The organism is Geoanaerobacter pelophilus (assembly GCF_018476885.1).
In the GTDB taxonomy this organism is placed as follows: domain Bacteria; phylum Desulfobacterota; class Desulfuromonadia; order Geobacterales; family DSM-12255; genus Geoanaerobacter; species Geoanaerobacter pelophilus.
The window spans coordinates 516,241-537,442 of the sequence record NZ_JAHCVJ010000002.1 but is presented as its reverse complement, the minus strand read 5'-3'; the positions used below and the strand labels follow the sequence as shown (position 1 = coordinate 537,442).

Here is a 21,202-nt window from a genome sequence, read left to right as displayed (position 1 = left end):
CCGCGGGAGCTTCTGCGGGAGCACCAACCTGACGCAACTATCACGTTTCCTGGAGGACAGATAATGAACTCTGCACAATGGATAGAAAAATCTGACAAATACATAATGAAGACTTATGGCCGCTACCCGGTGGTGCCGGTGCGCGGCGCAGGGTGCAGGGTTTGGGATGCGGACGGCAAGGAATATCTCGATTTCCTGGCAGGCGTGGCAGTGAACAACCTTGGTCACTGTCATCCCAAGGTAGTTAAGGCAATCCAGGATCAGGCGGCAACCATGATCCATTGCTCCAACTACTACCAGATCCCGCCGCAGATCGAACTGGCCGAACTCCTTTGCAGCCATTCGTTTGCCGACAAGGCGTTTTTCTGCAACTCCGGGGCCGAAGCGAACGAGGCAGCCATCAAGCTGGCCCGGAAATATAGCCGGGAAACCCACGGCAATCCGGAACGCTACGAAATAATCACCGCCCTTGCTTCGTTTCACGGCCGAACCATGGCAACGGTCTCCGCCACAGGGCAGGAGAAGGTGCAGAAATTTTTCGATCCGCTACTGCACGGTTTCCGCTATGTGCCTTTCAACGATGCCGCTGCGCTTGAGGCCGCGATTACCCCCCAGACCTGCGCCATCATGCTGGAGCCGATCCAGGGCGAGGGGGGCGTAGTGGTGCCGTCGGCCGACTATTTTCGGGCAGTGCGGGAGATCTGCAATCGTCACCAACTGCTGTTGATCTTTGACGAGGTCCAGGTGGGGATCGGTCGGACCGGCAAGCTGTTTGCCTACGAGCATTTCGGTATCGAGCCCGATATTATGACCCTGGCCAAGGCTCTGGCCGGCGGTGCGCCGATCGGCACTATGCTGGCACGGGACGAGGTCGCGGCATCCTTCAGCCCCGGCACCCACGGCTCAACCTTCGGCGGTAATCCGCTGGTAACTGCCGCCGCCATAGCTACCATAAGGTGCATCCTGGAAGACGGCATCCTCAATCGGGCCGAGGAGATGGGAGAGTATCTTCTCGGAGAACTGGAAGCCCTGGCTAAGAAGTTCCCCTTTGTCGCCGAGGTGCGTGGCATAGGCTTGATGATCGGCATGGAGCTGACCGTACCGGCCGGCGATGTCGTTAAAAAAGGCCACGAGCGGGGCGTTCTGCTCAATGTGGCCCAGGACAAAGTGCTGCGGTTTGTTCCGCCGCTCATCGTTTCCAAGCAGGAGGTAAACGAGATGATCGGCATTCTCGAAGGAATATTTCAGGAGGTAACGGCATGACCCGCCATTTCCTGGCGCTCAGCCAGTATTCAAAAGCGGAACTCGACGCCCTGTTCAAGCTGACCGGCGAGTTGAAGGCCAAGCAGAAGAGCGGCCTTGAGCATCACCTGCTCAAGGGGAAGAGTGTTGCGCTGATCTTCGAGAAATCATCGACCCGCACCCGCATCTCGTTTGAGGTCGGCGTGTTTCAGCTCGGCGGCCAGCCGCTGTTCATCTCCTCGGCAACCTCGCAGATGGGACGCGGGGAGCCGATCAAGGACACTGCCCGGGTTATGTCCCGCTATTGCGATGGCGTCATGATCCGGACCTATGGTCAGGAGATCGTGGACGAATTTGCCCAGTATTCGAACGTGCCGGTCATCAACGGCCTGACCGACAAGTTCCACCCCTGCCAGATCATGGCCGACATCTTCACCGTCATCGAGCACAAGGGGCGCTACGACGGGCTCAGCTATGCCTGGGTCGGCGATGGCAACAACATGGCCAACACCTGGATCGAGGCAGCCGCGATCTTCGGTTTTGAGCTGCGTCTTGCCTGCCCCAAGGGGTATGAGCCGGATGCCGGTGTCCTTGCCTGGGCAAAAGACCGCGGGGCAAAGCTGGTCCTTACAACCGATCCCCGCGAGGCGGTAGCCGGGGCCGACGTACTCAATACCGATGTCTGGGCCAGCATGGGTCAGGAAGCGGAGCAGAAAGTTCGGGAGAAGGCGTTTGCCGGTTACTGCCTCGACGATGCCTTGCTCAGCCTTGCCAAGCCGGATTGCCTGGTCCTTCACTGTCTCCCTGCTCACCGTGGCGAGGAGATCAGCGACAGCGTCATCGAAGGGCCGCGCTCCGTGGTCTGGGACGAGGCTGAGAACCGGTTGCATGTACAGAAAGCGATTATGGCAACTTTGATTAAATAGCGTCACATAAAAGGAGAGACCACAGAATGGCTAAACCCAAGACCGAAGTGAAAAAGATAGTCCTTGCCTATTCCGGCGGGTTGGACACCTCGATCATCCTCAAATGGCTGAAGAATGAGTACGGCTGCGAAGTCATCGCCTTTTCCGCCGATCTCGGCCAGGGTGATGAGCTAGATCCCGTCCGGGAGAAGGCGTTTGCCACCGGCGCCAGCAAGGTCTACATCGACGACCTGAAGGAAGAATTTGTTCGCGACTTTGTTTACCCGATGTTCCGCGCCAATGCGGTCTATGAGGGGCACTACCTGCTCGGTACCTCCATTGCCCGGCCGCTGATCGCCAAGCGCCAGATGGAGATCGCCAAACTTGAAGGCGCCGACGCTGTTTCCCACGGCGCCACCGGCAAGGGGAACGACCAGGTCCGCTTCGAGCTGGCCTACTACCATTTCGATCCGTCGATCACCGTGGTTGCCCCGTGGCGGGACTGGAAACTGAACAGCCGCGCCGCCCTGGTGAGCTATGCTAAGAAGAACGGCATCCCGATCCCGGTTACCAAGAAGCGCCCCTGGTCCAGTGACCGCAACCTGCTTCATATCTCCTTTGAAGGCGGCATCCTGGAAGATACCTGGGCTGAGCCACCCGAGAACATGTACGTGCTGACCAAGGCCCCGGAAAAGGCTCCCAATAAGCCGCAGTTCATCGAGATCGAGTTCAAGAACGGCAATGCCGTGGCAGTGGACGGCGTTGCCATGTCCCCGGCCCAGCTTCTGGCCCACCTGAACTACATCGGCGGCGAGCACGGCATCGGCCGGGTTGATCTGCTGGAAAACCGCTCGGTAGGCATGAAGTCGCGCGGCGTCTATGAGACCCCGGGTGGCACCATCCTGCGCGAGGCCCACTCCGCCGTGGAGCAGATCACCATGGACCGCGAGGTGATGCGGATTCGCGACTCGCTCATTCCGCAGTATGCCTGGCAGATCTATGCCGGCTACTGGTTCTCGCCGGAGCGGTTGATGCTGCAGACCCTGATCGACGACTCCCAGAAGACCGTCAACGGTGTGGCCCGGCTCAAGCTGTACAAAGGCCACTGTCGCACTGTCGGCCGCAAGTCCGAGACCGATTCCCTGTTCAACCTCGACTTTGCCACCTTTGAGAAGGACCAGGTCTACAACCAGGCTGACGCCACTGGCTTCATTAAGATCAACTCCCTACGGCTGCGGATCCAGTCGTTGATGAAAAACAAGAAGTAACCACCGGTCACATATAACCGAAAGCAGAGGGGCATGGCCAGGTCATGCCCCTTTGTTGCGTCTGCCGTGTCTGGGTAGCGGCAACAGTGCCCGAGGGTCTTTTCCGGCGGAAGCGGTCGGTTATTTTTAGTTGCAACTCCAGGCTAATCGGGTAAACCTTACTTATACATGACGCGAACCAAGCCCAAATTCAAGAAAGACCATATCGTTACCTCGGTGGTAGCGGTTATTCTCAATGAGAATAAAGAGGTGCTACTGACCAGAAGAAACATTCAGCCGTTCCAGGGGGAATGGGTGATGCCTGGCGGCAAGATCGACCTCGGCGAGCCGATTGCCGCTGCGCTGGAGCGTGAGGTCATGGAAGAGGTCGGCCTGAAGGTGGAGGTGGAAGACCTTATTGACGTGTTCGAACATATCACTCCGGGCGAGGAAAATTACCACTTCATAATTCTCTATTACCTCTGCCACCCCTTCTACTGTGACATCAGCCATAATTCTCAGGAGGTTGACGAGGCGCGGTGGGTCAGTCAGGCGGATCTGGTCAATTATAAGATGCCGGTAGGAACGAAGTTCATTCTGCGCAAGATCTTCCCGGACCTGGAGCGCCGGACAGCGGGTACGGAGACCGCCGCACCTCAGCCAACATGATCCAGATAATCGACAAAAAACTGAACCTGGAGTTTCCCCTCGGCCACCACCTGCATTGCCTGATCGCGCAGGTACCGAACAGTCTGAGACGGGTGCCTGAAGGGTATCTGCTGACCGATCCGGAGGAGAAGTGGCTGCAGGTGAAAGCGATCCTGGAACTGGTAGCCGCCGGGGACGGTAACCTGAAGAAGCTCCATTTCCTGATGCTGCCCGAGACCAGCATCCCGTATCGCAATTTTGACGACATGATCTCAGCCGTTGCCGACAGCTTTCGGGTGAATACGGTTACCATGTTCGGGGTGGAGCATGTCTCGCTTAGGGAATACCGGGCCCTGCTTGAACGGTTCAGGGAAGATAACCAGGAGGCGATTGAACTGGTGGACCGGGACATCGACTCCGGTGATGTCCTGGAGATGCCGGTCAACTGGTGTTGCATCGTCGTAAAAGAGGCTTCGGGAACGTTGCGGGTCTTTCTGGAAGCAAAGAGCCATCCGTTTCATGGCGAAGAGTTCCTGGACAAGGGGCATGACCTCTACCGGGGGCGGCACGTCTATTTCTTCCGCTCCCGACCGTCCTGTTTCAATTTCATGATCCTGATCTGCCTGGATTACCTCTACCGGGATCTTTATTCATCTAACATCAAGCAGATTATCGACTACGCCAACCAGCTGTTTTTTACGACACGGCAAGGGCTTGACACCCTGTTTGTCATCCAGTGCAACCCGAAACCCGAACATCCGAGCTATCGCGATGTCATCTCCGGTTTTTACGGCGAGTACCTGGAGGATTTCCCCGGTGTCAGGGAGACGGTGACCGTATTCGGCAACAGCTCCAGCGACACCTCCCTGGAAGGTTCGACAACCAAAGGGGGATACGGCCATTCCAGCGTGGTAATCAATCGACGCCATAAGCTGGTGCAGATGCAGCAAAAAGAGTTTGCCACCGACGATTTCGGCGGAGCGCCGGTATGCCGCCTCCGCTTCGGAGCAGAAACCAGGCTGCTGTATTTCAATCTCCCGCTGCATCACGATCTTGACCCCCGCACCTCCCGCGTTCCGCTCAAGGTCCACAATATCATGCGTTATACCGAAGACCGCCGCTGGGAAAAGATCCAGGAGATGTAATTGTTGGGAGAGTCAGCCCGAGCAAAAACCTTCATACGCTTGCAATGGTTGATAAAATTGCAGCATCCGCAGCAAAATTGAGGTATATACAAACACTCGCGTACCTCCGTTGGTTTCGCGCGGGTTAGATCATTCAGATTACACAACAGGAGATGTACCATGTCCAAAGACAAACTCTGGGGGGGGCGCTTCACCCAGCCAACCGACAAATTCGTGGAAGAGTTCACCGCGTCGATTGATTTCGACAAGCGGCTCTATCACCAGGATATCAGGGGTTCAATTGCCCATGCCCGGATGCTCGGCAAGCAGGGGATCATCCCGATGGAGGATGTACTCGCTATTGAAAAAGGGTTGAATGAAATCCTGCAGCAGATCGAGGCCGGCACTTTCGATTTCTCGATCTCGCTTGAAGATATCCACATGAACATCGAGGCGCGGCTCTCGGAAAAGATCGGCGAGGCCGGCAAAAGGCTGCATACCGGGCGTTCTCGCAACGATCAGGTTGCCCTGGACATCCGTCTCTATCTCCGCGACGAAATCGTGGCGATCAGCGCCTATCTAGATATGCTGATCGATGCCCTGATCAGCCAGGCAGAGGCAAACCTCGGGGTGATCATGCCCGGCTTCACCCACCTCCAGACCGCTCAGCCGATCCTTTTTTCTCACCACATGCTTGCCTATGTGGAGATGTGCAAGCGGGACAAGGCCAGGATGGAGGACTGTCTGAAGCGGGTCAATGTGCTGCCGCTCGGCGCCGGTGCCTTGGCAGGGACCACCTTTCCGATCGACCGGGAACATGTGGCCGAGATCCTCGATTTCTCCGAAGTGACCCGCAACTCGCTCGATTCGGTGTCGGACCGTGACTTTGCCCTGGAATTCATTGCCGCCGCCTCTATCCTGATGATGCATCTGTCGCGCTTCTCTGAAGAGCTGATTCTCTGGTCCACCAGTGAATTCAAGTTTGTGGAGCTCTCCGACTCTTTCTGCACCGGCTCCTCGATCATGCCCCAGAAGAAAAACCCCGATGTCCCCGAACTGGTGCGGGGCAAGACCGGCCGGGTTTACGGCAATCTTATGGCACTGCTCACGGTGATGAAAGGGTTGCCGCTGGCCTACAACAAGGATATGCAGGAGGACAAGGAGCCGCTGTTCGATACCATTGACACGGTCAAGGGTAGCCTCAAGATCTTTGCCGACATGATCCGCGAGATGCGGATCAATGTATCAACCATGCGAGCCGCAGCTGCCAAAGGGTTCTCCACTGCCACTGACGTGGCCGATTATCTGGTGCGCAAGGGGTTGCCGTTCCGCGATGCCCATGAAGTCGTGGGGCGTGCTGTCCAGTATTGCATCGAAAACGAGATGGAACTGAAAGAGCTTTCTGTGGCCGAATGGCAGCTGTTCTCCGGCAAGATCGACCGAGACATCTTTGCGTGCATCACCCTGGAGGCCAGCGTCAATGCCCGTGCTGCCACCGGGGGGACGGCTGAAGAGCGGGTCAGGATGGAGATCGAGCGGTTGAAGGCCGGGAAATGATCAGGTTTGCCGCTGTTGTCTTGATGCTGTTCTGTCTGACCGCCTGTGGCAGGAAAGGGGCGCTCATAGCGCCGGAAGCGCTGGTGCCTGCCAAGATCAAAGATTTTACGGTGGTCCAGAAAGGTGAGGAGCTGCAGCTTTCCTGGTCTTTGCCCAAGCGGCTGGAGAGTGGCGGCAAGCTGACCGACCTTGCCGGGTTCAAGCTACTGGCGCGTGAGATGTCATTGGGCGCCGGCTGTCCGGATTGCCCGGAATCATGGCGACTGCTCAAGCAGTTTGATCTTGAATACCTTAAAGGTGCAACCAGTCTGGGAGACCGGCTGTTTTACCGCGACTTGGAGGCGAAACAGGGGATCGGCTACCACTATCGACTGATCGCTTTCACCAAGGGTGCTGCAGAAAGCGCTCCTGCTGAGGCCCGGTTCACCAAACAGCCGCCGTTACCTGCACCGGTCCTGAAAACAACGGCAACCACCAGCTCGGTAACCCTAGAATGCTCTGCGGTCGCCCTCCCCGCTGGATACCTGCCGACAGGGTGCGCCATCTACCGGGCAAAACAGGGAGAGTCGGCACCACTGACCCCGTATGCAAGACTTGCTAACTTCGGTAAATATGAGGACACCCTGCTGGAACCTGGGGTGACCTATCTATACCAGGCTACACAGACTGCCACAGTCAATGGCTACAGCTTTGAAGGAGTCCCGGCGACAGCTTCGGCCAAGCTGGCTGAACCGGATTAACCGTCGCTGAACCGGTTCAGCAGTCGCGGAATACTGCCAGCCGCTTTTCCAGAAAAGCGGCCATCCCCTCCTGCTGGTCAGCAGTGGAGAAACTGTTGGCGAACAGCTCCACCTCGTAGGCACACCCCCTGGCGATATCCATTTCAAGGCCGTTGACAATCGCCTGTTTGCAGAGCTGCACCGCCGGTTGGCCCTTTACTGCAATCTTCCGGGCTAGCTGACCTGTCTCTGCCAGCAGTTCACCCGGCGCCACCACCCGGTTCACGAGGCCAATGCGAAACGCCTCGCTGGCATCAATCATCTCACCGGTAAGGATCAGTTCCAGCGCCCGCCCCTTGCCGACCAGCCGTGGTAAGCGCTGAGTGCCGCCAAAGCCGGGAAGGATGCCGAGATTGATCTCAGGCTGACCGAACTTCGCGTTCTCTGTTGCGATCCGGATATCGCAGGCCATGGCCAGCTCGCAGCCGCCGCCCAAGGCATAACCGTTCACCGCTGCGATAAACGGTTTGGCGGACTGTTCGATTTCAGCGAAAATCCGGTGTGCTCGAAGCGACATTTCCCGGGCCTGCATCGGCGTCATCTCCCGCATCATGGCAATATCCGCCCCAGCAACGAACGCCTTGGTCCCGCTACCGGTGAGGATCGCTACGCGAATCTCAGGATTGTTGACAATCTTTCCTACTACATCGCCAAGCTCTGCCAGGGTTTCAAGGGTCAAGGCATTCATGGCCTTGGGACGGTTCACCGTGACGGTCGCCACTCCTTCCACTATCTCAAACAGCAGGTTCTCCAAAGACATTTCACCCTCCAAGGTCGATGCTCACATGATACTTGGTTTGCGAATTGATCGACCGTGCGGCCATTAGAAGCAAGATGAAACTGGGACACCAACTAAAAAGGGCTACACGCCAAAGACGTTATAGCCCTAAATTTACATTCATTTCAACAAAACCTAAAAAGGTGTTCCTCAAAACGGGATGTCGTCATCTGGGTTGAAGGCCGGCTCATCGTAGGACGGGGCCGAATTGTAGTCACCACCGGTACGCCCGCCACCCGGGCGGCCTCCTGATCCTCCTGAGCCTCCGGAGCTGCCTTCCCCTTTGCCGCCGAGCATCTGCATCCGGTCGCCGACGATCTCAGTGGTGTAGCGGTCGCGCCCGTCTTTGTCCTGCCACTTCCTGGTCTGGAGACGCCCCTCAATGAAAACCGTGCGCCCTTTGGCCAGATACTCGCCAGCGATCTCCGCCTGGCGGCCCCAGAGGACCACATTGTGCCACTCGGTCCGCTCCTCCATCTCGCCGTTCCTGTTCTTGAATTTTTCGCTGGTGGCAATGGAAAAGCTTGCTACTGCCTGTCCTGACGTGGTGTAGCGGACTTCAGGGTCTTTCCCCAGATTGCCGATCAACATCACCTTGTTGAGACTCGCCATTTTGGTAACTCCTTTTGATCTAATTGCCAAGATATAGCTATTCAATAGTTATTTTTCGGTATCCTATATCAATTTGTCCTGCGAGGCAAAATTTTCGTTTCCGCAATGGCGAGAAAATTTGTTTTCAGCGGAATATCAGGGCATTGTATTGGCCGGCGGCGGCCAAAGCCGGACTAGTACCTGCAGCAGGGCATCGTGGCTCCAGGCAGTACACCGGTATTGCAAGTTTTTGGATATTTTATTTGCGTACCAATTATTTCTGCGCTAATATTTTTTAGACAAACCTTATCTGCCGGCAACCGGTAAAACGACAAAGGAGAACAAGATGAAAACGGGTGGATCGTGGTTATCAGCATTACTGTTGTGCAGCCTTGTGGCAGCTTCCGGCTGCGCCAAGCAGGAGTTGGTGAAAAAGGAAGATTCAATGGCACCAGCGGCAAGCACAGTAGCCAAGCAGTCTGCCAGTTCAGAGCTCGGCAAGAATGCCGCTCTCACTAAACAGGAAAGTGCAGGAGTTCCTGTGAAGCCGACCACGCCGGCTGCCGATCAGGAAGTGACGGCCAAGGCCACAGCAAAGGCAGCACTGGAAAAGGTCTACTTCGGCTTTGATTCGGCAGTTCTTTCCGACCAGGCTCGCGAAGTATTGGTAAGCAACGCGAAATATCTGAAGAATAATCCTGCTGCCAAGATCCGCATTGAAGGCAATTGCGACGAGCGCGGATCAGCCGAATATAACCTTGCCCTTGGTGAAAAGCGCGCCAAATCGGCGCAGAGCTACCTGGTATCAATGGGCGTTTCACCCGAGCGGCTGTCAACGATCAGTTATGGCAAGGAAAAGCCATTCGATTCCGGCCATGATGAGAGTGCTTGGGCCAAGAATCGGCGAGACGAGTTTGCGGTTCTCTCCAAATAATGGCTGAACCTCTCCCTGCCCTCGGAGTAAGGGCAGGGAGAGGTAGCTTGATTTCCTCCTGCAGCTCTCCCCGTTCATCCTCCCTCCGGATAAGCACATTTTGTTGACTCTGTAAGTAAAAACAAGTAGATTTGTGCCGATTAACTGTGCGGGATTCAATAAAATGCTTCGTGCTCACCTATTCCTTTTGATCTTTATCCCGCTGACCTTTGCCTTTGCGGCAGTTGCGTTGCTCTGCACTCTTTTTGACGGCACCGGCAGCGCCTACCACCGGATTGCATGCGCGTGGAGCAGCACCAGCCTCTGGATGGCCGGAGTCGCCGTAGCCGTGACCGGCCAGGAACATATCCCGGAGAATGTTCCTGTCATATTCATGAGCAACCACCAGAGCAATTTCGACATTTTGGCTCTGTATCAGGCCATCCCCCGGCAATTCTCCTGGATCGCCAAAGAAGAGTTGTTTTCCTACCCGGTGTTCGGCCATTCCATGAGGCGGGCCGGGTATATCCCTCTTGACCGGAGCGACGGCCGCAAATCACTCAAGAGCATGATTGCGGCAGCTGCAAGGATCAACCAGGGGAGCAGTGTCGTGATCTTCCCGGAGGGGACACGCTCTGAAGACGGTGCCCTTATCCCGTTCAAAAAAGGCGCCTTTCTTCTGGCAGAAAAGGCCAATGTGCCCATTGTGCCTGTATCTATTAGCGGAAGCGGTGAGATAAACCCTGCCAAAAGGCGCTGGCTTAAGCCCGGCACCATCCGTATCAGATTTGCCGAGCCGATATCCGAGACAGCGCAGTCAGGCCGCAAGCGTACCGAGCTGATGGATCAGGTTCGGGCGGCAATCGCCGCAAACCTGGAGATATAAAATGATTTTAGCCATTGCCTTAATTGTGTGCGGTCTTGCGGGGGTGGCATGGGGCCTTCCCGCCATGCACCGCCTGCGCAAGCCTTTTGATATCCTTGCTTCCCTCCTGGTCTTGGTCGGGGTGATATCTTCTCTTCTGGGGGCGCTCATCCTTACTGTTCCCGGCTTTTTCAAAGGATATTTATGAGTAAAGCCAGAAGCATTGCCGAACATGTGATTGTCGCTGCCCTGATCTCCATCGTGCTGATCTGGGGGAACACCCTGTATCGCCAGTGGAGCCAGTATGGCATCGGTGAAGATGCCATGGCCAAAGGCGATGCCATTGCCGCCATCTCGGCCTATGAGGCCTCCATCCATATGTACACGCCACTTAGCCCTCTGGTCGAGCGTGCTGCGGAACGTCTCTGGCAACTCGGCCAGCAGCTTGAGCAGAAGGGGGATGCCCCCAAGGCATTGGTCGCCTATAGGGCGCTGAGAAGCTCTTTTTACGCGGTGAGCAGCCTGAATACCCCCGGGACTGATTGGATTGCCCGCTGTGACACTAGAATCGCCCTGCTGGTCAACACACAACCTACCCGCTAGATAGGATTAAATGGACCTTTTACCAAAAGACTCTTCAGGACTCAAAATCATCCCTCTCGGCGGTTTCGGTGAGATCGGCCTTAACATGGCTGTCTTCGAGTACGGTGAAGAGATCATTCTTGTCGATTGCGGCCTGATGTTCCCAGACGCATCAATGCTCGGCATTGACCTGGTGGTGCCCGACATAACTTACCTGCGTGATCGCGTTGAACAGGTCCGGGGTATTTTCCTGACTCACGGCCATGAAGACCACATTGGCGCGCTGCCGTACGTTCTCCCTGAAGTCAATCCACCGATATTCGGTACCGCTCTGACCCTCGGGCTGGTCAAGGCCAAGCTGAAAGAGTTTCATCTTGACGAGAAGGTTGACCTGCGAGTGGTCAAGCCTCGGGAAACCGTTACCGCCGGCTGCTTTTCCGTGGAATTCATCCGCGTCACCCATTCCATTGTCGATGGCTGCGGTCTGGCGATCCGCACCCCCGAAGGGGTGGTGATTCACACCGGCGACTTCAAGATCGACCAGACACCGGTGGATGGCGAACTGACCGATCTTGCCACCTTTGCCCGCTACGGCGAGGAGGGGGTTCTGGCGCTGATGTCCGACTCCACCAATGTCAAGCGTGAGGGGTATACCATCTCCGAGCGGGCTGTCGGCGAGGCATTCCACGAGCTGTTCCCCAAATGCCCCGGCAGGATCATCGTTGCCGCCTTCTCCAGTAATATTCACCGGGTCCAGCAGGTGGTAGAGGCAGCTGTGGCCAGTGGCCGCAAGGTACTGCTCAACGGGCGCTCCATGATCGCCAACGTCCAGATAGCCAGGGAGCTTGGCTATCTGCGGGTTCCGGAAGGGTTGCTCATCGATCTGAAAGAGCTGCCGCATCTCCCCAAGGAGCAGGTCTGCATCATCAGTACCGGTTCCCAGGGGGAGCCGATGAGTGCCCTCACCCGGATCGCCATGGATGACCACAAGCAGATCAAGCTGACCAAAGGCGATACTGTCATCCTTTCCTCCCGCGTCATTCCCGGCAACGAGAAGACCATCACCGACATGATCAATCACCTCTACCGCCGCGGCGCCGAGGTCTTTCATGAGCAGGTTTCCGAAGTCCATGTTTCGGGCCACGCCAGCCAGGAAGAGTTGAAGCTGATGCTCAATCTGACCCGTCCGCACTGGTTCATCCCGGTCCATGGCGAATATCGCCATCTGGTGCGCCATGCGCGACTTGCCCAGAAGGTCGGCATCCCTGCTGAGCGCTGCATTGTGGCCAATAACGGCGATGTCATGGCATTCTCCGCCGGCGAGGCGTGTATTATCGGCCAGGTCGAGAACGGCCGGGTCTTTGTCGACGGCAAAGGGATCGGCGATGTCGGCGAGATCGTGCTGAAAGACCGCAAACACCTATCCGAAGACGGCATGGTCATCGTCATCATCGGGATTGCCATGTATAACGGCCAGGTCATCTATGGCCCGGACATCGTGTCCCGTGGCTTTGTCTTTGAAGATGAGAGCCAGGATTACCTGGAGGCAGCACGCAAGGTGGTGACCGACAAGCTTGCGGAACTGAACGCCGAGGTTATGGGCGATCTCAACGAGGTCAAACAGGAAGTGCGGGCAACGCTCCGCCGGTTCTTTAAAAAGACCATAGAGCGGCGACCGGTGATCCTACCGCTTATTCTGGAAATGTAGGCCGATGAACGCGCTGCGTCCCCTGCTCAGATATAAGGTTCTCATCCCTCTGGCGCTGATTCTCGGCCCGGCCCCATATTTCCACGAGCCGCACTTGGCGGAAAAGCTCCGGATGCTGATGGCCGGCGCTCTCCATAAGCCGCTCGATATCTTTGATCTCTTCCTGCATTCCTCTCCCTTGCTGCTGCTAGGTTTCAAGGCCGGCGCCGACATCGCCCGGCTGACCTTCACCAAAAAGAGTTCCGCTTAGAGCCTTTGCATGAAAGATGACCATTACTGGATGGGAGAAGCGATCAAGGCCGCCAAGAAGGCCGGAGCCCGTGGCGAGGTACCGATCGGCGCGGTAATCGTTCGTGATGGCAGGATTCTTGGCTCAGGCTACAATCTGCGCGAGTCAAAGCAGGACCCGGCAGCCCATGCCGAGCTCGTTGCCATCCGTCGCGCCGCTCAACGTGCCGGCAACTGGCGGCTCACCGGTGCCACCCTGTATGTGACGCTGGAGCCGTGCCTGATGTGTATGGGCGCGTCGATCCTGGCGCGGATCGACCGGCTGGTGTTCGGCTGCTTCGACCCGAAGGGGGGCGCCGCCGGATCGCTCTACGATCTCTCCAACGACAACCGCCTGAACCACCGGTTCGCAGTGGAGAGCGGCGTCCGGGGCCAGGAGTGTTCCGAGTTGCTCAGTGACTTTTTCCGGGAGTTGCGACGGCATAAAAAGCGGGGATTGAGCGATTGATCGCACTGATGTGTTGAAATAATTCGTCAGATGGGATATACAGGAGACCTTCACGGAGAGGTGTCCGAGTGGTCGAAGGTGCCTGACTCGAAATCAGGTGTACGGCAACGTACCTAGGGTTCGAATCCCTACCTCTCCGCCAAAAAACAATCCGGCAATGTCCGATGTAGTATTGAACGCCCTGAGAAATCAGGGCTTTTTCTTTTATGGTTGTCCGATATAGTTCTTCCCTGTTCCTTGACATACCGTAAACGATACGGTATTTCTTACGGTATTCGCCATGCTTTAAAAGTCAGATACCGTAAATGGAGGTAAAGGGCCATGCGTAAAAGGATTGTGCCACTTTCCGATGTTCAGGTAAGAAACGCGAAATCGAGAGAGAAGGATTTCAAGCTTTCCGATGGCCAGGGGCTTTACCTTTTGGTGAACACTGCTGGGGGCAGACTATGGCGGCTTGATTATACTTTTGCCGGGAAACGCAAAACCCTAGCTCTTGGTTCCTACCCTTCCATATCCCTTGCAGATGCCAGACAGCGTCGTGAAGATGCCCGAAAGCTGTTAGCCAATGGAGTTGACCCAGGCTTAATAAAGAAGGCTCAAAAGGCTGCACAACAGGAAGCCGGAGAAAATAGCTTTGAGGTAGTTGCCCGCGAATGGCATGCAAAGTTTGCCCCCACATGGTCAGACTCTCATGCTTATTGGGTGATACGGCGTCTGGAACAATATATTTTCCCGTCGATGGGAACAAGACCTATTGCAGAACTAAAGGCCCCTGAAGTGCTCAGATTATTGCGACTTATTGAAGATCGGACACTGGAAACCGCACACAGGGTAAAGTTTGTACTCGGGCAAGTATTTAGATATGCCGTTGGAAGTGGAAGAGCCGAACGCGACCCGACAGCAGACCTCAAAGGCCAACTGGCACCTCGCAGCAAGAAACACTTTCCAACTCTTCTTGACCCAAAAGAAATTGCTGGATTGTTGAGGGCAATCGACGGATATAAAGGAACATTTCCAGTCAAATGTGCTCTAAAGCTCGCTCCTCTTGTATTCCTTAGACCCGGAGAATTGCGTAATGCTGAATGGTCGGAGTTTGACCTTGATGCGGGCGAATGGAACGTACCTGCTGAAAAATTGAAGCTCAAAAAACGAATTAAAGAAGAACGTAAAGGCCAAAAGCACCTTGTTCCACTGTCGAAACAAGCTGTTGCGATATTGAGCGACTTGAGGACACTGACCGGGAATAGCCCTTACGCGTTCCCCTCAGTCAGGTCGCTCCAGCGACCTATGAGCGAAAACACCGTCAACGCAGCACTCCGTTGCATGGGATACGACACAAAAGAGGATATCAACGGCCATGGCTTCAGGGCTATGGCGAGAACGATTATTGAGGAAACTCTTGGCTTCCGTCCCGAAATAGTTGAGCACCAGCTCGCTCATGCAGTAAAAGGGCCATTGGGGCGCGCTTACAACCGCACAACTCACCTTGAAGAACGCCGTAAGATGATGCAGCTATGGTCGGACTATCTCGATGGACTCAAGGCGGGTGCCACTGTGTTACCGTTTAAGCAAAAGACAGCTTGATTCATGACAACTATCATTTGACGAAACCTCTAAACTACATAACATGCTGATAACATGGAATATTGACACGGACGGCATTCGATGGTATAGCTAACTCACAATTAAATAGCAAAAAGCAATAAACCCTAAACATGCATGGAGGCAAAGTTGGACCTCTCTGCATATTTAGGGTTTTTTTTTGCCAAGTTCTCACTATCAGCGGAGGCAGAAATGAAATTATTACGAATTAAACAAGTTTTGGAAAATGTGCCCGTCAGCAAAAGTACTATATGGAAATGGGTAAAAGAGGATAAATTTCCTGCTCCCCAAAAGATGGGATGTTGCACAGTTTGGAAAGAAGAGGACGTGCAACGTTTTATTGATACCGTATTTCCAGACCATTCTTAAAGGATATGCCAATGAAAGAGCAGCCTATCGCTATTCTGAAAAATATTTGCAATCAAGAACCTTATGTGTCCGCCCGTGTCATTGCAAAGTATTTAGGACTAAACATCCACACAGTTTATAAGCAAGCGCAACGCCAGCAGATTCCAAGTCATAAATTTGGGAAGAGCCGCCGTTTCAAACTCTCAGAAATAGAGGCGGTAATTCAAGGTAAACAATCATGAGCAAGGTGATGATTCAAAATATCAGCCTGAGGGGAACGTTGGCAGCAGAGTTCTATGAGCGTTCACTTGAACCAGGCATGACTCATCGGAAACTGGAACAATTCGTTTTCAATATCATAAGAAGTGACAGCCCCAATATTCTCAAAATCCAAAATGACAACTCAACGCTTCTTATCGGCAAGCGATCCGAAGTCGGGATGTTTCCACCGGACTGGTAGCTACAACTAATAGAGGATTCATGGGTAAGATTCAAAGTGTAATAAGGTGAGTGTATATGGCAATAACAATAAAGAATAAACAGACTGGGGAGATCATAAAGCATGGGAAGCCAGTAGTAACAAGTATGACGATAGACTTTCTAACCATGACAGTTAACGTCCCTGAAAAAGAAAAAAGTGACGTTCTTAATGCCTTTATTGCTTATTGCGAAAATTGGGGAATAAAACATCATGCGACAGGGCTCTATAGAAACCAAGCAAAAATCAATTCAAACAAAGGTCAAATAATCCTTAGCATAGACCCATGGATTGAGGATCACAACTTCATCAGAGCTGAATTTAACCCGAGCAAAGTAAGTATTTATGAAGTCGCAACCGCATTGAATTTGCTCCTTAAAAACGGTTTCGAGAAGCTGATACATGAAGGTCGGATAACACGGATCGACCTAGCATTTCTTGTAAAGTATCTGCATGTAAGTAACCTGTTTGTCTATTATCCAAAATTTCAGTACAGCAAGAACACCCTGAAATCTGGAAAGATACAAACAGCGTATCTAGGTGATGATTCAGGCCCGAAAATCCTTGCCATATATGACAAGAATGCCGAGATACAGAACTGCAACAATAAACCTAACATGCCTAAAGAGAATATCCCCCCGTACCCTCTCACCAGAGTTGAGTTGCGTCTTAGAAAACAGAAAAATCTAAAATTCACAGACTTAAAGAATTTGGAGAATCCCTTTTCTTCGATGAGTATGGTAACTTCCCCAAAAACAAAAGATGATCCATTGCGTCTGGCCTTCCTCCGGCTCTGTCGCTATGAAGGTTTTAATGCTGCCCTCAACATTTTCAAAGACAAGAAAAAAAGGCAAGACTTTCGGGATTCGTTCTTTTCGGAAGGTGATAGTTCATGGTGGAATCCCGATGAGTTGTGGAAAACTTTGCCTGCAGCACTCGATAAAATTTATCCGTTCTCAGTCAAGGGATTGCACTTAATTTCAAAGGTTTAGCTTTATTTGGACAACTCAGAGCGTACTCCTAAAATTATCTCACATCGGCAAACACTGTATAAAATCCCACCAAGTAATTTCCTGCTAATCACTACTCCTTCATTTATTTGCATTGTTTTAGCGCTTCTGCTAGTTTTTGTAAGAGTGCGCTAACCTCAAAAGCGTAAATCATGATATCCGGCATGCTAAGGCCACAAATCGATGCGCTTTTCGACCTGACCAGATGATGTAAATTTGAGTCAGCTTCGATATATGCAAGCTCTCGTCTTCTGCTTCGCTACAAAAAACCCTCAAGACGTTGGCAAGAAGGAGATCAATATGACTTAGAATAAAAAGCATGGGGTCACGTCTACATACATGCGGAGTATGGACTCGACTCATTTAAAGTTCGCTATCCGAAGGGAGAATTCATGGTTTTTATCAGCTACAGTCATAAAGACGAGGCATGGAAAGATAACGTCGTAAAGCATCTCGGCGTGCTCGCAAATGACGGCCAATTGGCGTTGTGGGATGACCGCCGGATTTCGGGGGGGGATAATTGGCTGCCTGAGATCGAGAAAGCAATTCATTCATGCGACGTTGCATTACTCCTGATATCGGCCGACTTTCTCACCTCAATGTTCATCCTAGGAAAAGAAATACCTCCTTTGTTGCAGCGCCGAGAAAAGGACGGTGTTCGCGTTATACCGGTCATCTTGCGCCCCTGCGCCTGGGATGATGTTTCTTGGTTGCAATCCATCCAAGCCAGACCCAAAGATGGTAAAGCGCTTACTTCCATGACCGAAAACGATGCTGAAGAGGCATTGGCGTTGTTAACTAAAGAAGTAAATCATCTGATAAAGACAACTCCTACCGTAGAAAATCCTTCCACCCCTTCGCTAAGACCTAACTATCACCCCTCCAACCCGGTTTTTCATGTTCCTTATGCTACAAAGGGGAACCAGGTAATCGGCAGGGACGAGGCACTTTCGACCGTTAGACAGCATTTAGTGGAGGGACGCCGGACAGCCATCGGCCACACCGTATCATTCAAGGGGCTCGGCGGCCTTGGCAAGACGCAGCTCGCCGTGGAATATGCCCATCGGTATCGTGATTCCTATCCAAATGGCATTATCTGGCTCAACGCAGACCAGGAAATCGACGCCCAATTGACGGAGTTGGCGGTCTCGGCCCAATGGATTGCCCCTGAATCAGACCACAAGGACAAGCTGGACGTGGCCAAGCAGCGACTCCGTGGCCATGGCAACTGCCTAATCATTTTTGACAACCTAGAAGCACAACAGGCGATTAGCCCTTATTTCCCCAACCCCCATAGCACCGCCCACATCCTTGTCACCAGCCGGTTTGATCAGCCTGGCTTCACCCCTATCCCCATAGATCCCCTAGATCCAGAGTGCTCTTTTAAGCTTCTTTGTCAAGAATCTTGCCGTCTACCGGAAGATCCTACAGAGGAAACAGCAGCGCTGGAAATTGGGACCATTCTTGGCGGTCTTCCTTTAGCCATTGAACTGGCTGGGGCTTATCTTTGTCACCGCAGAACCTTCACCTTCGCCGATTATCTGGCTAAACTTCGAGAAGATCCCCTGAAAGCACTGCCGGAAAAATTTCTCAGAAGTTTTACTGGACATGACCCCGATCTTTTTCGAACACTAAAGATCAATGAAGAACTTTTTGAAGAAGAACCTCTTCTTACGCCGATTCTCAACCTTCTTACATGGAGCGGCCCCGCAACAATGGGGATCGAACTCATGGCATGTCTGCTCGGCAAGACGCCTGCTGAACTTCGCGGTGCCATGGCACTTGGTGTTGAGTTGCGAATTATCCAGAAAATTCAGGGAGCAGAACGCTATGCAATCCATCGACTGGTACGCGAAGTACGAAAAGTTGAAATACCTATAGCTGGGGAAATGATTTGGGCTGAAAATATTGCCAATAAGCTTGGAGACTGGTTCCAGGGATTGAGGGAAGAGTTTAAAAATTTACCAAGTTATGAGGCTGAGATAGATCACTTAATTGCCTGGTGCGACAACTGTAGTGGACTCCCCCGGACAAACGCCCGCTTGACCTGGCTTCAAGCATATCCACCTTATCACCGAGGTGATTACCGAAGAGCTCATGACATTGTGAAATCCTCTTTTTCAATGATCGAAAAAGAGAGTTCTGAGCCGACGGAATTGAACGCCCATATTAATGACGATCTTGGTCATACATATGGATTAATCGGCGACTTCAAAACTGCCCTAAAACTCAAGGAACATGCACTTTCAATCAGGTTAAGCCTCTTTGGTGAAAACCACTCCGATACTGTATTATCTTACAAGAGTGTCGGCATCGCTTACTGTGATTTGGGTGACTACAAAAAAGCTCTTGAATTCCATAGGAAAGCGCTAAATATCTGCCTTACTCTCTTTGGAGATAAACATCACAAGACTGCCTCTTCATACGACAGTGTCGGAACTATTTATAATTACCTGGGAGACTGCCAGACAGCATTAGAGCTTCTGCAGAAGTCTCTTGACATTAGCCGAGAGCTTTTTGGCGAAGATCACCCAGCAACCGCTACTTCATATAATAATATTGGCAACATCTATTTTAGTTTGAGGGACTACCGAAAAGCTTTAGAGTTTCAGCAGAAGTCAGTTGACATATACTGTAAGCTTTTTGGTGATAACAACATTTTTAGCGCCACTTCATATAATAATATCGGAAATACTTGCTGTGCATCTGGTGACAACAAAATGGGCCATGAGTTAATTCAAAAGGCCCTAAATATACGTCAGTCATTATATGGCGAAAACCATCCGGATGTTGTCAGATCATTTTTTAGTTTAGGAATATCCTATTACAGACTCGGCAAATCGCAACTAGCCGTAGATGCATTGAATAAAGCACTTCTTGTTGGAAAACGCATACTGTCAGCTACACATCCTTTGCTTGTAGATATCCAAGAAAACCTAAAAACTGTGCAGTCGCAGGCAAAAGGATTCCGTGCTTTTTCTCGTAAGAAAAGGCGATAACCAATGACTATTACAATATTTTGGCGTGGGATCATATTGGCATTTGAGCTCATGGCGAGGCACTGACCATAGGATTTGCGGTTGAAGGTTACAGAAAGGCAAGTCCCAGTTTTTGTCTGGACTCGATCGTGACAGAAAACCTTACCGACGGTCACACTCATTCCCGTTGCTGGGAAATGTTTCTTTCCAATGACCAGATTTGTCCGCAATGAGGCTTCAAGGCGACCATAACTTATAGTCACTTATATTCACTTCTTCTGTTTCATAGCCCCACACGTCACAGACATATATTATTTAAAATAAGCTGGACAAATCGGGCTTGCCAATTTACGTGGTCACTATATTATTACAGTACACGACCATTCACTGTTTTTATACATGGAGGTAAATCACAATGGCTAACGGTAAATTCGTTGGATATATAAGAGTATCAACCGCAAAGCAGGGAGCTTCAGGCCTAGGGCTTGAAGCACAGCGTAAAGCAATCAATGATTATCTAAACGGCGGGAGCTGGGAACTGATAGCGGAATATGTTGAAGTGGAAAGCGGCAAGCTTAACGAGCGTCAAGAACTTCAAAAGGCATTCAAGCACTGTCAGGTGACAGGAGCAACGCTAGTCATCGCAAAGCTCGATAGGCTTTCACGAGATTCACACTTTATTGGGTCAGTCATGAAGTCTGGTATCGAGTTCGTGGCTTGTGATATGCCAGCTGCCAATAAATTCACAATTCACATTCTCGCAGCTGTAGCAGAGCATGAGCGGGAGATGATCAGCCAACGCACCAAGGCAGCACTTCAAGCGGCTAAAGCCCGTGGCAAGACTCTGGGGAATCCTGGGAACCTAAATCAACACGCAGCGGCTATGGGACGAGTCCTAGGGGTACAGGCTCGGCAGGGCAAAGCAAACGATTTCGCGGGAAGTCTCTCCCCCATCATCCAGGATTATACGAACCAGGGAATGAGCTTGAATCAAATGGCGCGGGAGCTGAACAATAGAGGCATACTCACTGCCAGAGGGAAGCAGGGGAGCTGGACCCCAACCGCTGTAAAGAATGCTATGGCTAGGCTACCTCAAGCAATTTGATATAAG

At 52.6% G+C, this 21,202-nt stretch carries 23 protein-coding genes and 1 tRNA gene; 22 read left to right on the top strand and 2 right to left on the bottom strand.

Annotation, left to right across the window (positions count from 1 at the left end):
• Positions 1 to 63 precede the first annotated feature (63 nt).
• The 7 genes from KI809_RS07915 (at position 64) to KI809_RS07885 (ending at position 7,463) form a co-directional block, all read left to right on the top strand.
• Positions 64 to 1,263: an acetylornithine transaminase gene (locus KI809_RS07915; RefSeq protein WP_214170990.1), complete on the top strand. Its 1,200-nt coding sequence runs from the start codon at positions 64 to 66 to the stop codon at positions 1,261 to 1,263.
• Positions 1,260 to 2,168 carry an ornithine carbamoyltransferase gene (gene argF, locus KI809_RS07910; RefSeq protein ID WP_214170989.1) on the top strand — a complete coding sequence of 303 codons (909 nt, stop codon included), beginning with the start codon at positions 1,260 to 1,262 and terminating at the stop codon, positions 2,166 to 2,168. The genes KI809_RS07915 and argF overlap by 4 nt, the downstream gene beginning before the upstream one ends.
• A gap of 26 nt (positions 2,169 to 2,194) precedes the next feature.
• A complete protein-coding gene (locus KI809_RS07905) occupies positions 2,195 to 3,415 on the top strand; it encodes an argininosuccinate synthase (protein WP_214170988.1) in 1,221 nt (406 codons plus the stop codon).
• A gap of 168 nt (positions 3,416 to 3,583) precedes the next feature.
• Positions 3,584 to 4,063, top strand: coding sequence for an NUDIX domain-containing protein (locus KI809_RS07900; protein WP_214170987.1), 480 nt, complete (start codon positions 3,584 to 3,586; stop codon positions 4,061 to 4,063).
• On the top strand, positions 4,060 to 5,187 hold the full coding sequence (locus tag KI809_RS07895; RefSeq protein WP_214170986.1) for a hypothetical protein: 1,128 nt from the start codon (positions 4,060 to 4,062) through the stop codon (positions 5,185 to 5,187). Before KI809_RS07900 ends, KI809_RS07895 begins: the two co-directional genes overlap by 4 nt.
• A 159-nt stretch (positions 5,188 to 5,346) precedes the next feature.
• Positions 5,347 to 6,723 carry an argininosuccinate lyase gene (gene argH, locus KI809_RS07890; RefSeq protein ID WP_214170985.1) on the top strand — a complete coding sequence of 459 codons (1,377 nt, stop codon included), beginning with the start codon at positions 5,347 to 5,349 and terminating at the stop codon, positions 6,721 to 6,723.
• The gene (locus KI809_RS07885; RefSeq protein ID WP_214170984.1) at positions 6,720 to 7,463 is read left to right on the top strand and encodes an LptM family lipoprotein; all 744 of its coding nucleotides are present in this window, start codon (positions 6,720 to 6,722) and stop codon (positions 7,461 to 7,463) included. Before argH ends, KI809_RS07885 begins: the two co-directional genes overlap by 4 nt.
• A 16-nt stretch (positions 7,464 to 7,479) precedes the next feature.
• Here KI809_RS07885 and KI809_RS07880 read toward each other — a convergent pair whose 3' ends face one another.
• Both KI809_RS07880 and KI809_RS07875 read right to left on the bottom strand, forming a co-directional pair.
• Entirely contained in the window at positions 7,480 to 8,262 is a 783-nt protein-coding gene (locus KI809_RS07880) for an enoyl-CoA hydratase-related protein (protein WP_214170983.1), read from the bottom strand.
• A gap of 168 nt (positions 8,263 to 8,430) precedes the next feature.
• The gene (locus KI809_RS07875; protein ID WP_214170982.1) at positions 8,431 to 8,892 is read right to left on the bottom strand and encodes a single-stranded DNA-binding protein; all 462 of its coding nucleotides are present in this window, start codon (positions 8,890 to 8,892) and stop codon (positions 8,431 to 8,433) included.
• Between the two features lie 325 nt (positions 8,893 to 9,217).
• Here KI809_RS07875 and pal point away from each other — a divergent pair, with 325 nt between their 5' ends.
• The 15 genes from pal (at position 9,218) to KI809_RS07800 (ending at position 21,196) form a co-directional block, all read left to right on the top strand.
• The gene (gene pal, locus KI809_RS07870; RefSeq protein WP_214170981.1) at positions 9,218 to 9,805 is read left to right on the top strand and encodes a peptidoglycan-associated lipoprotein Pal; all 588 of its coding nucleotides are present in this window, start codon (positions 9,218 to 9,220) and stop codon (positions 9,803 to 9,805) included.
• 163 nt (positions 9,806 to 9,968) lie between these two features.
• Complete coding sequence (locus KI809_RS07865) at positions 9,969 to 10,670, top strand: lysophospholipid acyltransferase family protein (protein ID WP_214170980.1); 702 nt, start codon at positions 9,969 to 9,971, stop codon at positions 10,668 to 10,670.
• Between the two features lies 1 nt (position 10,671).
• Positions 10,672 to 10,857 carry a hypothetical protein gene (locus KI809_RS07860; protein WP_214170979.1) on the top strand — a complete coding sequence of 62 codons (186 nt, stop codon included), beginning with the start codon at positions 10,672 to 10,674 and terminating at the stop codon, positions 10,855 to 10,857.
• A complete protein-coding gene (locus KI809_RS07855) occupies positions 10,854 to 11,252 on the top strand; it encodes a tetratricopeptide repeat protein (protein ID WP_214170978.1) in 399 nt (132 codons plus the stop codon). The genes KI809_RS07860 and KI809_RS07855 overlap by 4 nt, the downstream gene beginning before the upstream one ends.
• 10 nt (positions 11,253 to 11,262) lie before the next feature.
• Positions 11,263 to 12,939 carry a ribonuclease J gene (locus KI809_RS07850; protein WP_214170977.1) on the top strand — a complete coding sequence of 559 codons (1,677 nt, stop codon included), beginning with the start codon at positions 11,263 to 11,265 and terminating at the stop codon, positions 12,937 to 12,939.
• 4 nt (positions 12,940 to 12,943) lie between these two features.
• Positions 12,944 to 13,189 carry a hypothetical protein gene (locus tag KI809_RS07845; RefSeq protein ID WP_246559272.1) on the top strand — a complete coding sequence of 82 codons (246 nt, stop codon included), beginning with the start codon at positions 12,944 to 12,946 and terminating at the stop codon, positions 13,187 to 13,189.
• Between the two features lie 9 nt (positions 13,190 to 13,198).
• A complete protein-coding gene (gene tadA / locus KI809_RS07840; RefSeq protein WP_214170976.1) occupies positions 13,199 to 13,675 on the top strand; it encodes a tRNA adenosine(34) deaminase TadA in 477 nt (158 codons plus the stop codon).
• Positions 13,676 to 13,729: 54 nt separating this feature from the next.
• A tRNA-Ser gene (locus KI809_RS07835) sits at positions 13,730 to 13,817 on the top strand.
• A 179-nt stretch (positions 13,818 to 13,996) separates the two neighbouring features.
• The gene (locus tag KI809_RS07830) at positions 13,997 to 15,259 is read left to right on the top strand and encodes a tyrosine-type recombinase/integrase (RefSeq protein WP_214170975.1); all 1,263 of its coding nucleotides are present in this window, start codon (positions 13,997 to 13,999) and stop codon (positions 15,257 to 15,259) included.
• A 210-nt stretch (positions 15,260 to 15,469) separates the two neighbouring features.
• Complete coding sequence (locus KI809_RS07825; RefSeq protein WP_214170974.1) at positions 15,470 to 15,646, top strand: helix-turn-helix transcriptional regulator; 177 nt, start codon at positions 15,470 to 15,472, stop codon at positions 15,644 to 15,646.
• An 11-nt stretch (positions 15,647 to 15,657) separates the two neighbouring features.
• Positions 15,658 to 15,867 carry a helix-turn-helix domain-containing protein gene (locus KI809_RS07820; protein WP_214170973.1) on the top strand — a complete coding sequence of 70 codons (210 nt, stop codon included), beginning with the start codon at positions 15,658 to 15,660 and terminating at the stop codon, positions 15,865 to 15,867.
• On the top strand, positions 15,864 to 16,085 hold the full coding sequence (locus tag KI809_RS07815) for a hypothetical protein (RefSeq protein ID WP_214170972.1): 222 nt from the start codon (positions 15,864 to 15,866) through the stop codon (positions 16,083 to 16,085). Before KI809_RS07820 ends, KI809_RS07815 begins: the two co-directional genes overlap by 4 nt.
• Positions 16,086 to 16,141: 56 nt before the next feature.
• Positions 16,142 to 17,095 carry a hypothetical protein gene (locus KI809_RS07810; RefSeq protein ID WP_214170971.1) on the top strand — a complete coding sequence of 318 codons (954 nt, stop codon included), beginning with the start codon at positions 16,142 to 16,144 and terminating at the stop codon, positions 17,093 to 17,095.
• A gap of 410 nt (positions 17,096 to 17,505) precedes the next feature.
• Entirely contained in the window at positions 17,506 to 20,112 is a 2,607-nt protein-coding gene (locus KI809_RS07805; RefSeq protein ID WP_214170970.1) for a tetratricopeptide repeat protein, read from the top strand.
• A gap of 394 nt (positions 20,113 to 20,506) precedes the next feature.
• Positions 20,507 to 21,196 carry a recombinase family protein gene (locus KI809_RS07800; protein ID WP_214170969.1) on the top strand — a complete coding sequence of 230 codons (690 nt, stop codon included), beginning with the start codon at positions 20,507 to 20,509 and terminating at the stop codon, positions 21,194 to 21,196.
• Positions 21,197 to 21,202 lie beyond the last annotated feature (6 nt).

Coding starts and splice junctions, on each gene's coding strand:
- pal (WP_214170981.1), top strand. CDS start 9,218: ATGAAAACGGGTGGATCGTGGTTATCAGCATTACTGTTGTGCAGCCTT.
- KI809_RS07850 (WP_214170977.1), top strand. CDS start 11,263: ATGGACCTTTTACCAAAAGACTCTTCAGGACTCAAAATCATCCCTCTC.
- KI809_RS07915 (WP_214170990.1), top strand. CDS start 64: ATGAACTCTGCACAATGGATAGAAAAATCTGACAAATACATAATGAAG.
- KI809_RS07845 (WP_246559272.1), top strand. CDS start 12,944: ATGAACGCGCTGCGTCCCCTGCTCAGATATAAGGTTCTCATCCCTCTG.
- argH (WP_214170985.1), top strand. CDS start 5,347: ATGTCCAAAGACAAACTCTGGGGGGGGCGCTTCACCCAGCCAACCGAC.
- KI809_RS07865 (WP_214170980.1), top strand. CDS start 9,969: ATGCTTCGTGCTCACCTATTCCTTTTGATCTTTATCCCGCTGACCTTT.
- KI809_RS07875 (WP_214170982.1), bottom strand. CDS start 8,892: ATGGCGAGTCTCAACAAGGTGATGTTGATCGGCAATCTGGGGAAAGAC.
- KI809_RS07820 (WP_214170973.1), top strand. CDS start 15,658: ATGAAAGAGCAGCCTATCGCTATTCTGAAAAATATTTGCAATCAAGAA.
- KI809_RS07860 (WP_214170979.1), top strand. CDS start 10,672: ATGATTTTAGCCATTGCCTTAATTGTGTGCGGTCTTGCGGGGGTGGCA.
- KI809_RS07805 (WP_214170970.1), top strand. CDS start 17,506: ATGGTTTTTATCAGCTACAGTCATAAAGACGAGGCATGGAAAGATAAC.
- KI809_RS07810 (WP_214170971.1), top strand. CDS start 16,142: ATGGCAATAACAATAAAGAATAAACAGACTGGGGAGATCATAAAGCAT.
- tadA (WP_214170976.1), top strand. CDS start 13,199: ATGAAAGATGACCATTACTGGATGGGAGAAGCGATCAAGGCCGCCAAG.
- KI809_RS07905 (WP_214170988.1), top strand. CDS start 2,195: ATGGCTAAACCCAAGACCGAAGTGAAAAAGATAGTCCTTGCCTATTCC.
- KI809_RS07900 (WP_214170987.1), top strand. CDS start 3,584: ATGACGCGAACCAAGCCCAAATTCAAGAAAGACCATATCGTTACCTCG.
- KI809_RS07880 (WP_214170983.1), bottom strand. CDS start 8,262: ATGTCTTTGGAGAACCTGCTGTTTGAGATAGTGGAAGGAGTGGCGACC.
- KI809_RS07825 (WP_214170974.1), top strand. CDS start 15,470: ATGAAATTATTACGAATTAAACAAGTTTTGGAAAATGTGCCCGTCAGC.
- KI809_RS07830 (WP_214170975.1), top strand. CDS start 13,997: ATGCGTAAAAGGATTGTGCCACTTTCCGATGTTCAGGTAAGAAACGCG.
- KI809_RS07895 (WP_214170986.1), top strand. CDS start 4,060: ATGATCCAGATAATCGACAAAAAACTGAACCTGGAGTTTCCCCTCGGC.
- KI809_RS07800 (WP_214170969.1), top strand. CDS start 20,507: ATGGCTAACGGTAAATTCGTTGGATATATAAGAGTATCAACCGCAAAG.
- KI809_RS07855 (WP_214170978.1), top strand. CDS start 10,854: ATGAGTAAAGCCAGAAGCATTGCCGAACATGTGATTGTCGCTGCCCTG.
- argF (WP_214170989.1), top strand. CDS start 1,260: ATGACCCGCCATTTCCTGGCGCTCAGCCAGTATTCAAAAGCGGAACTC.
- KI809_RS07815 (WP_214170972.1), top strand. CDS start 15,864: ATGAGCAAGGTGATGATTCAAAATATCAGCCTGAGGGGAACGTTGGCA.
- KI809_RS07885 (WP_214170984.1), top strand. CDS start 6,720: ATGATCAGGTTTGCCGCTGTTGTCTTGATGCTGTTCTGTCTGACCGCC.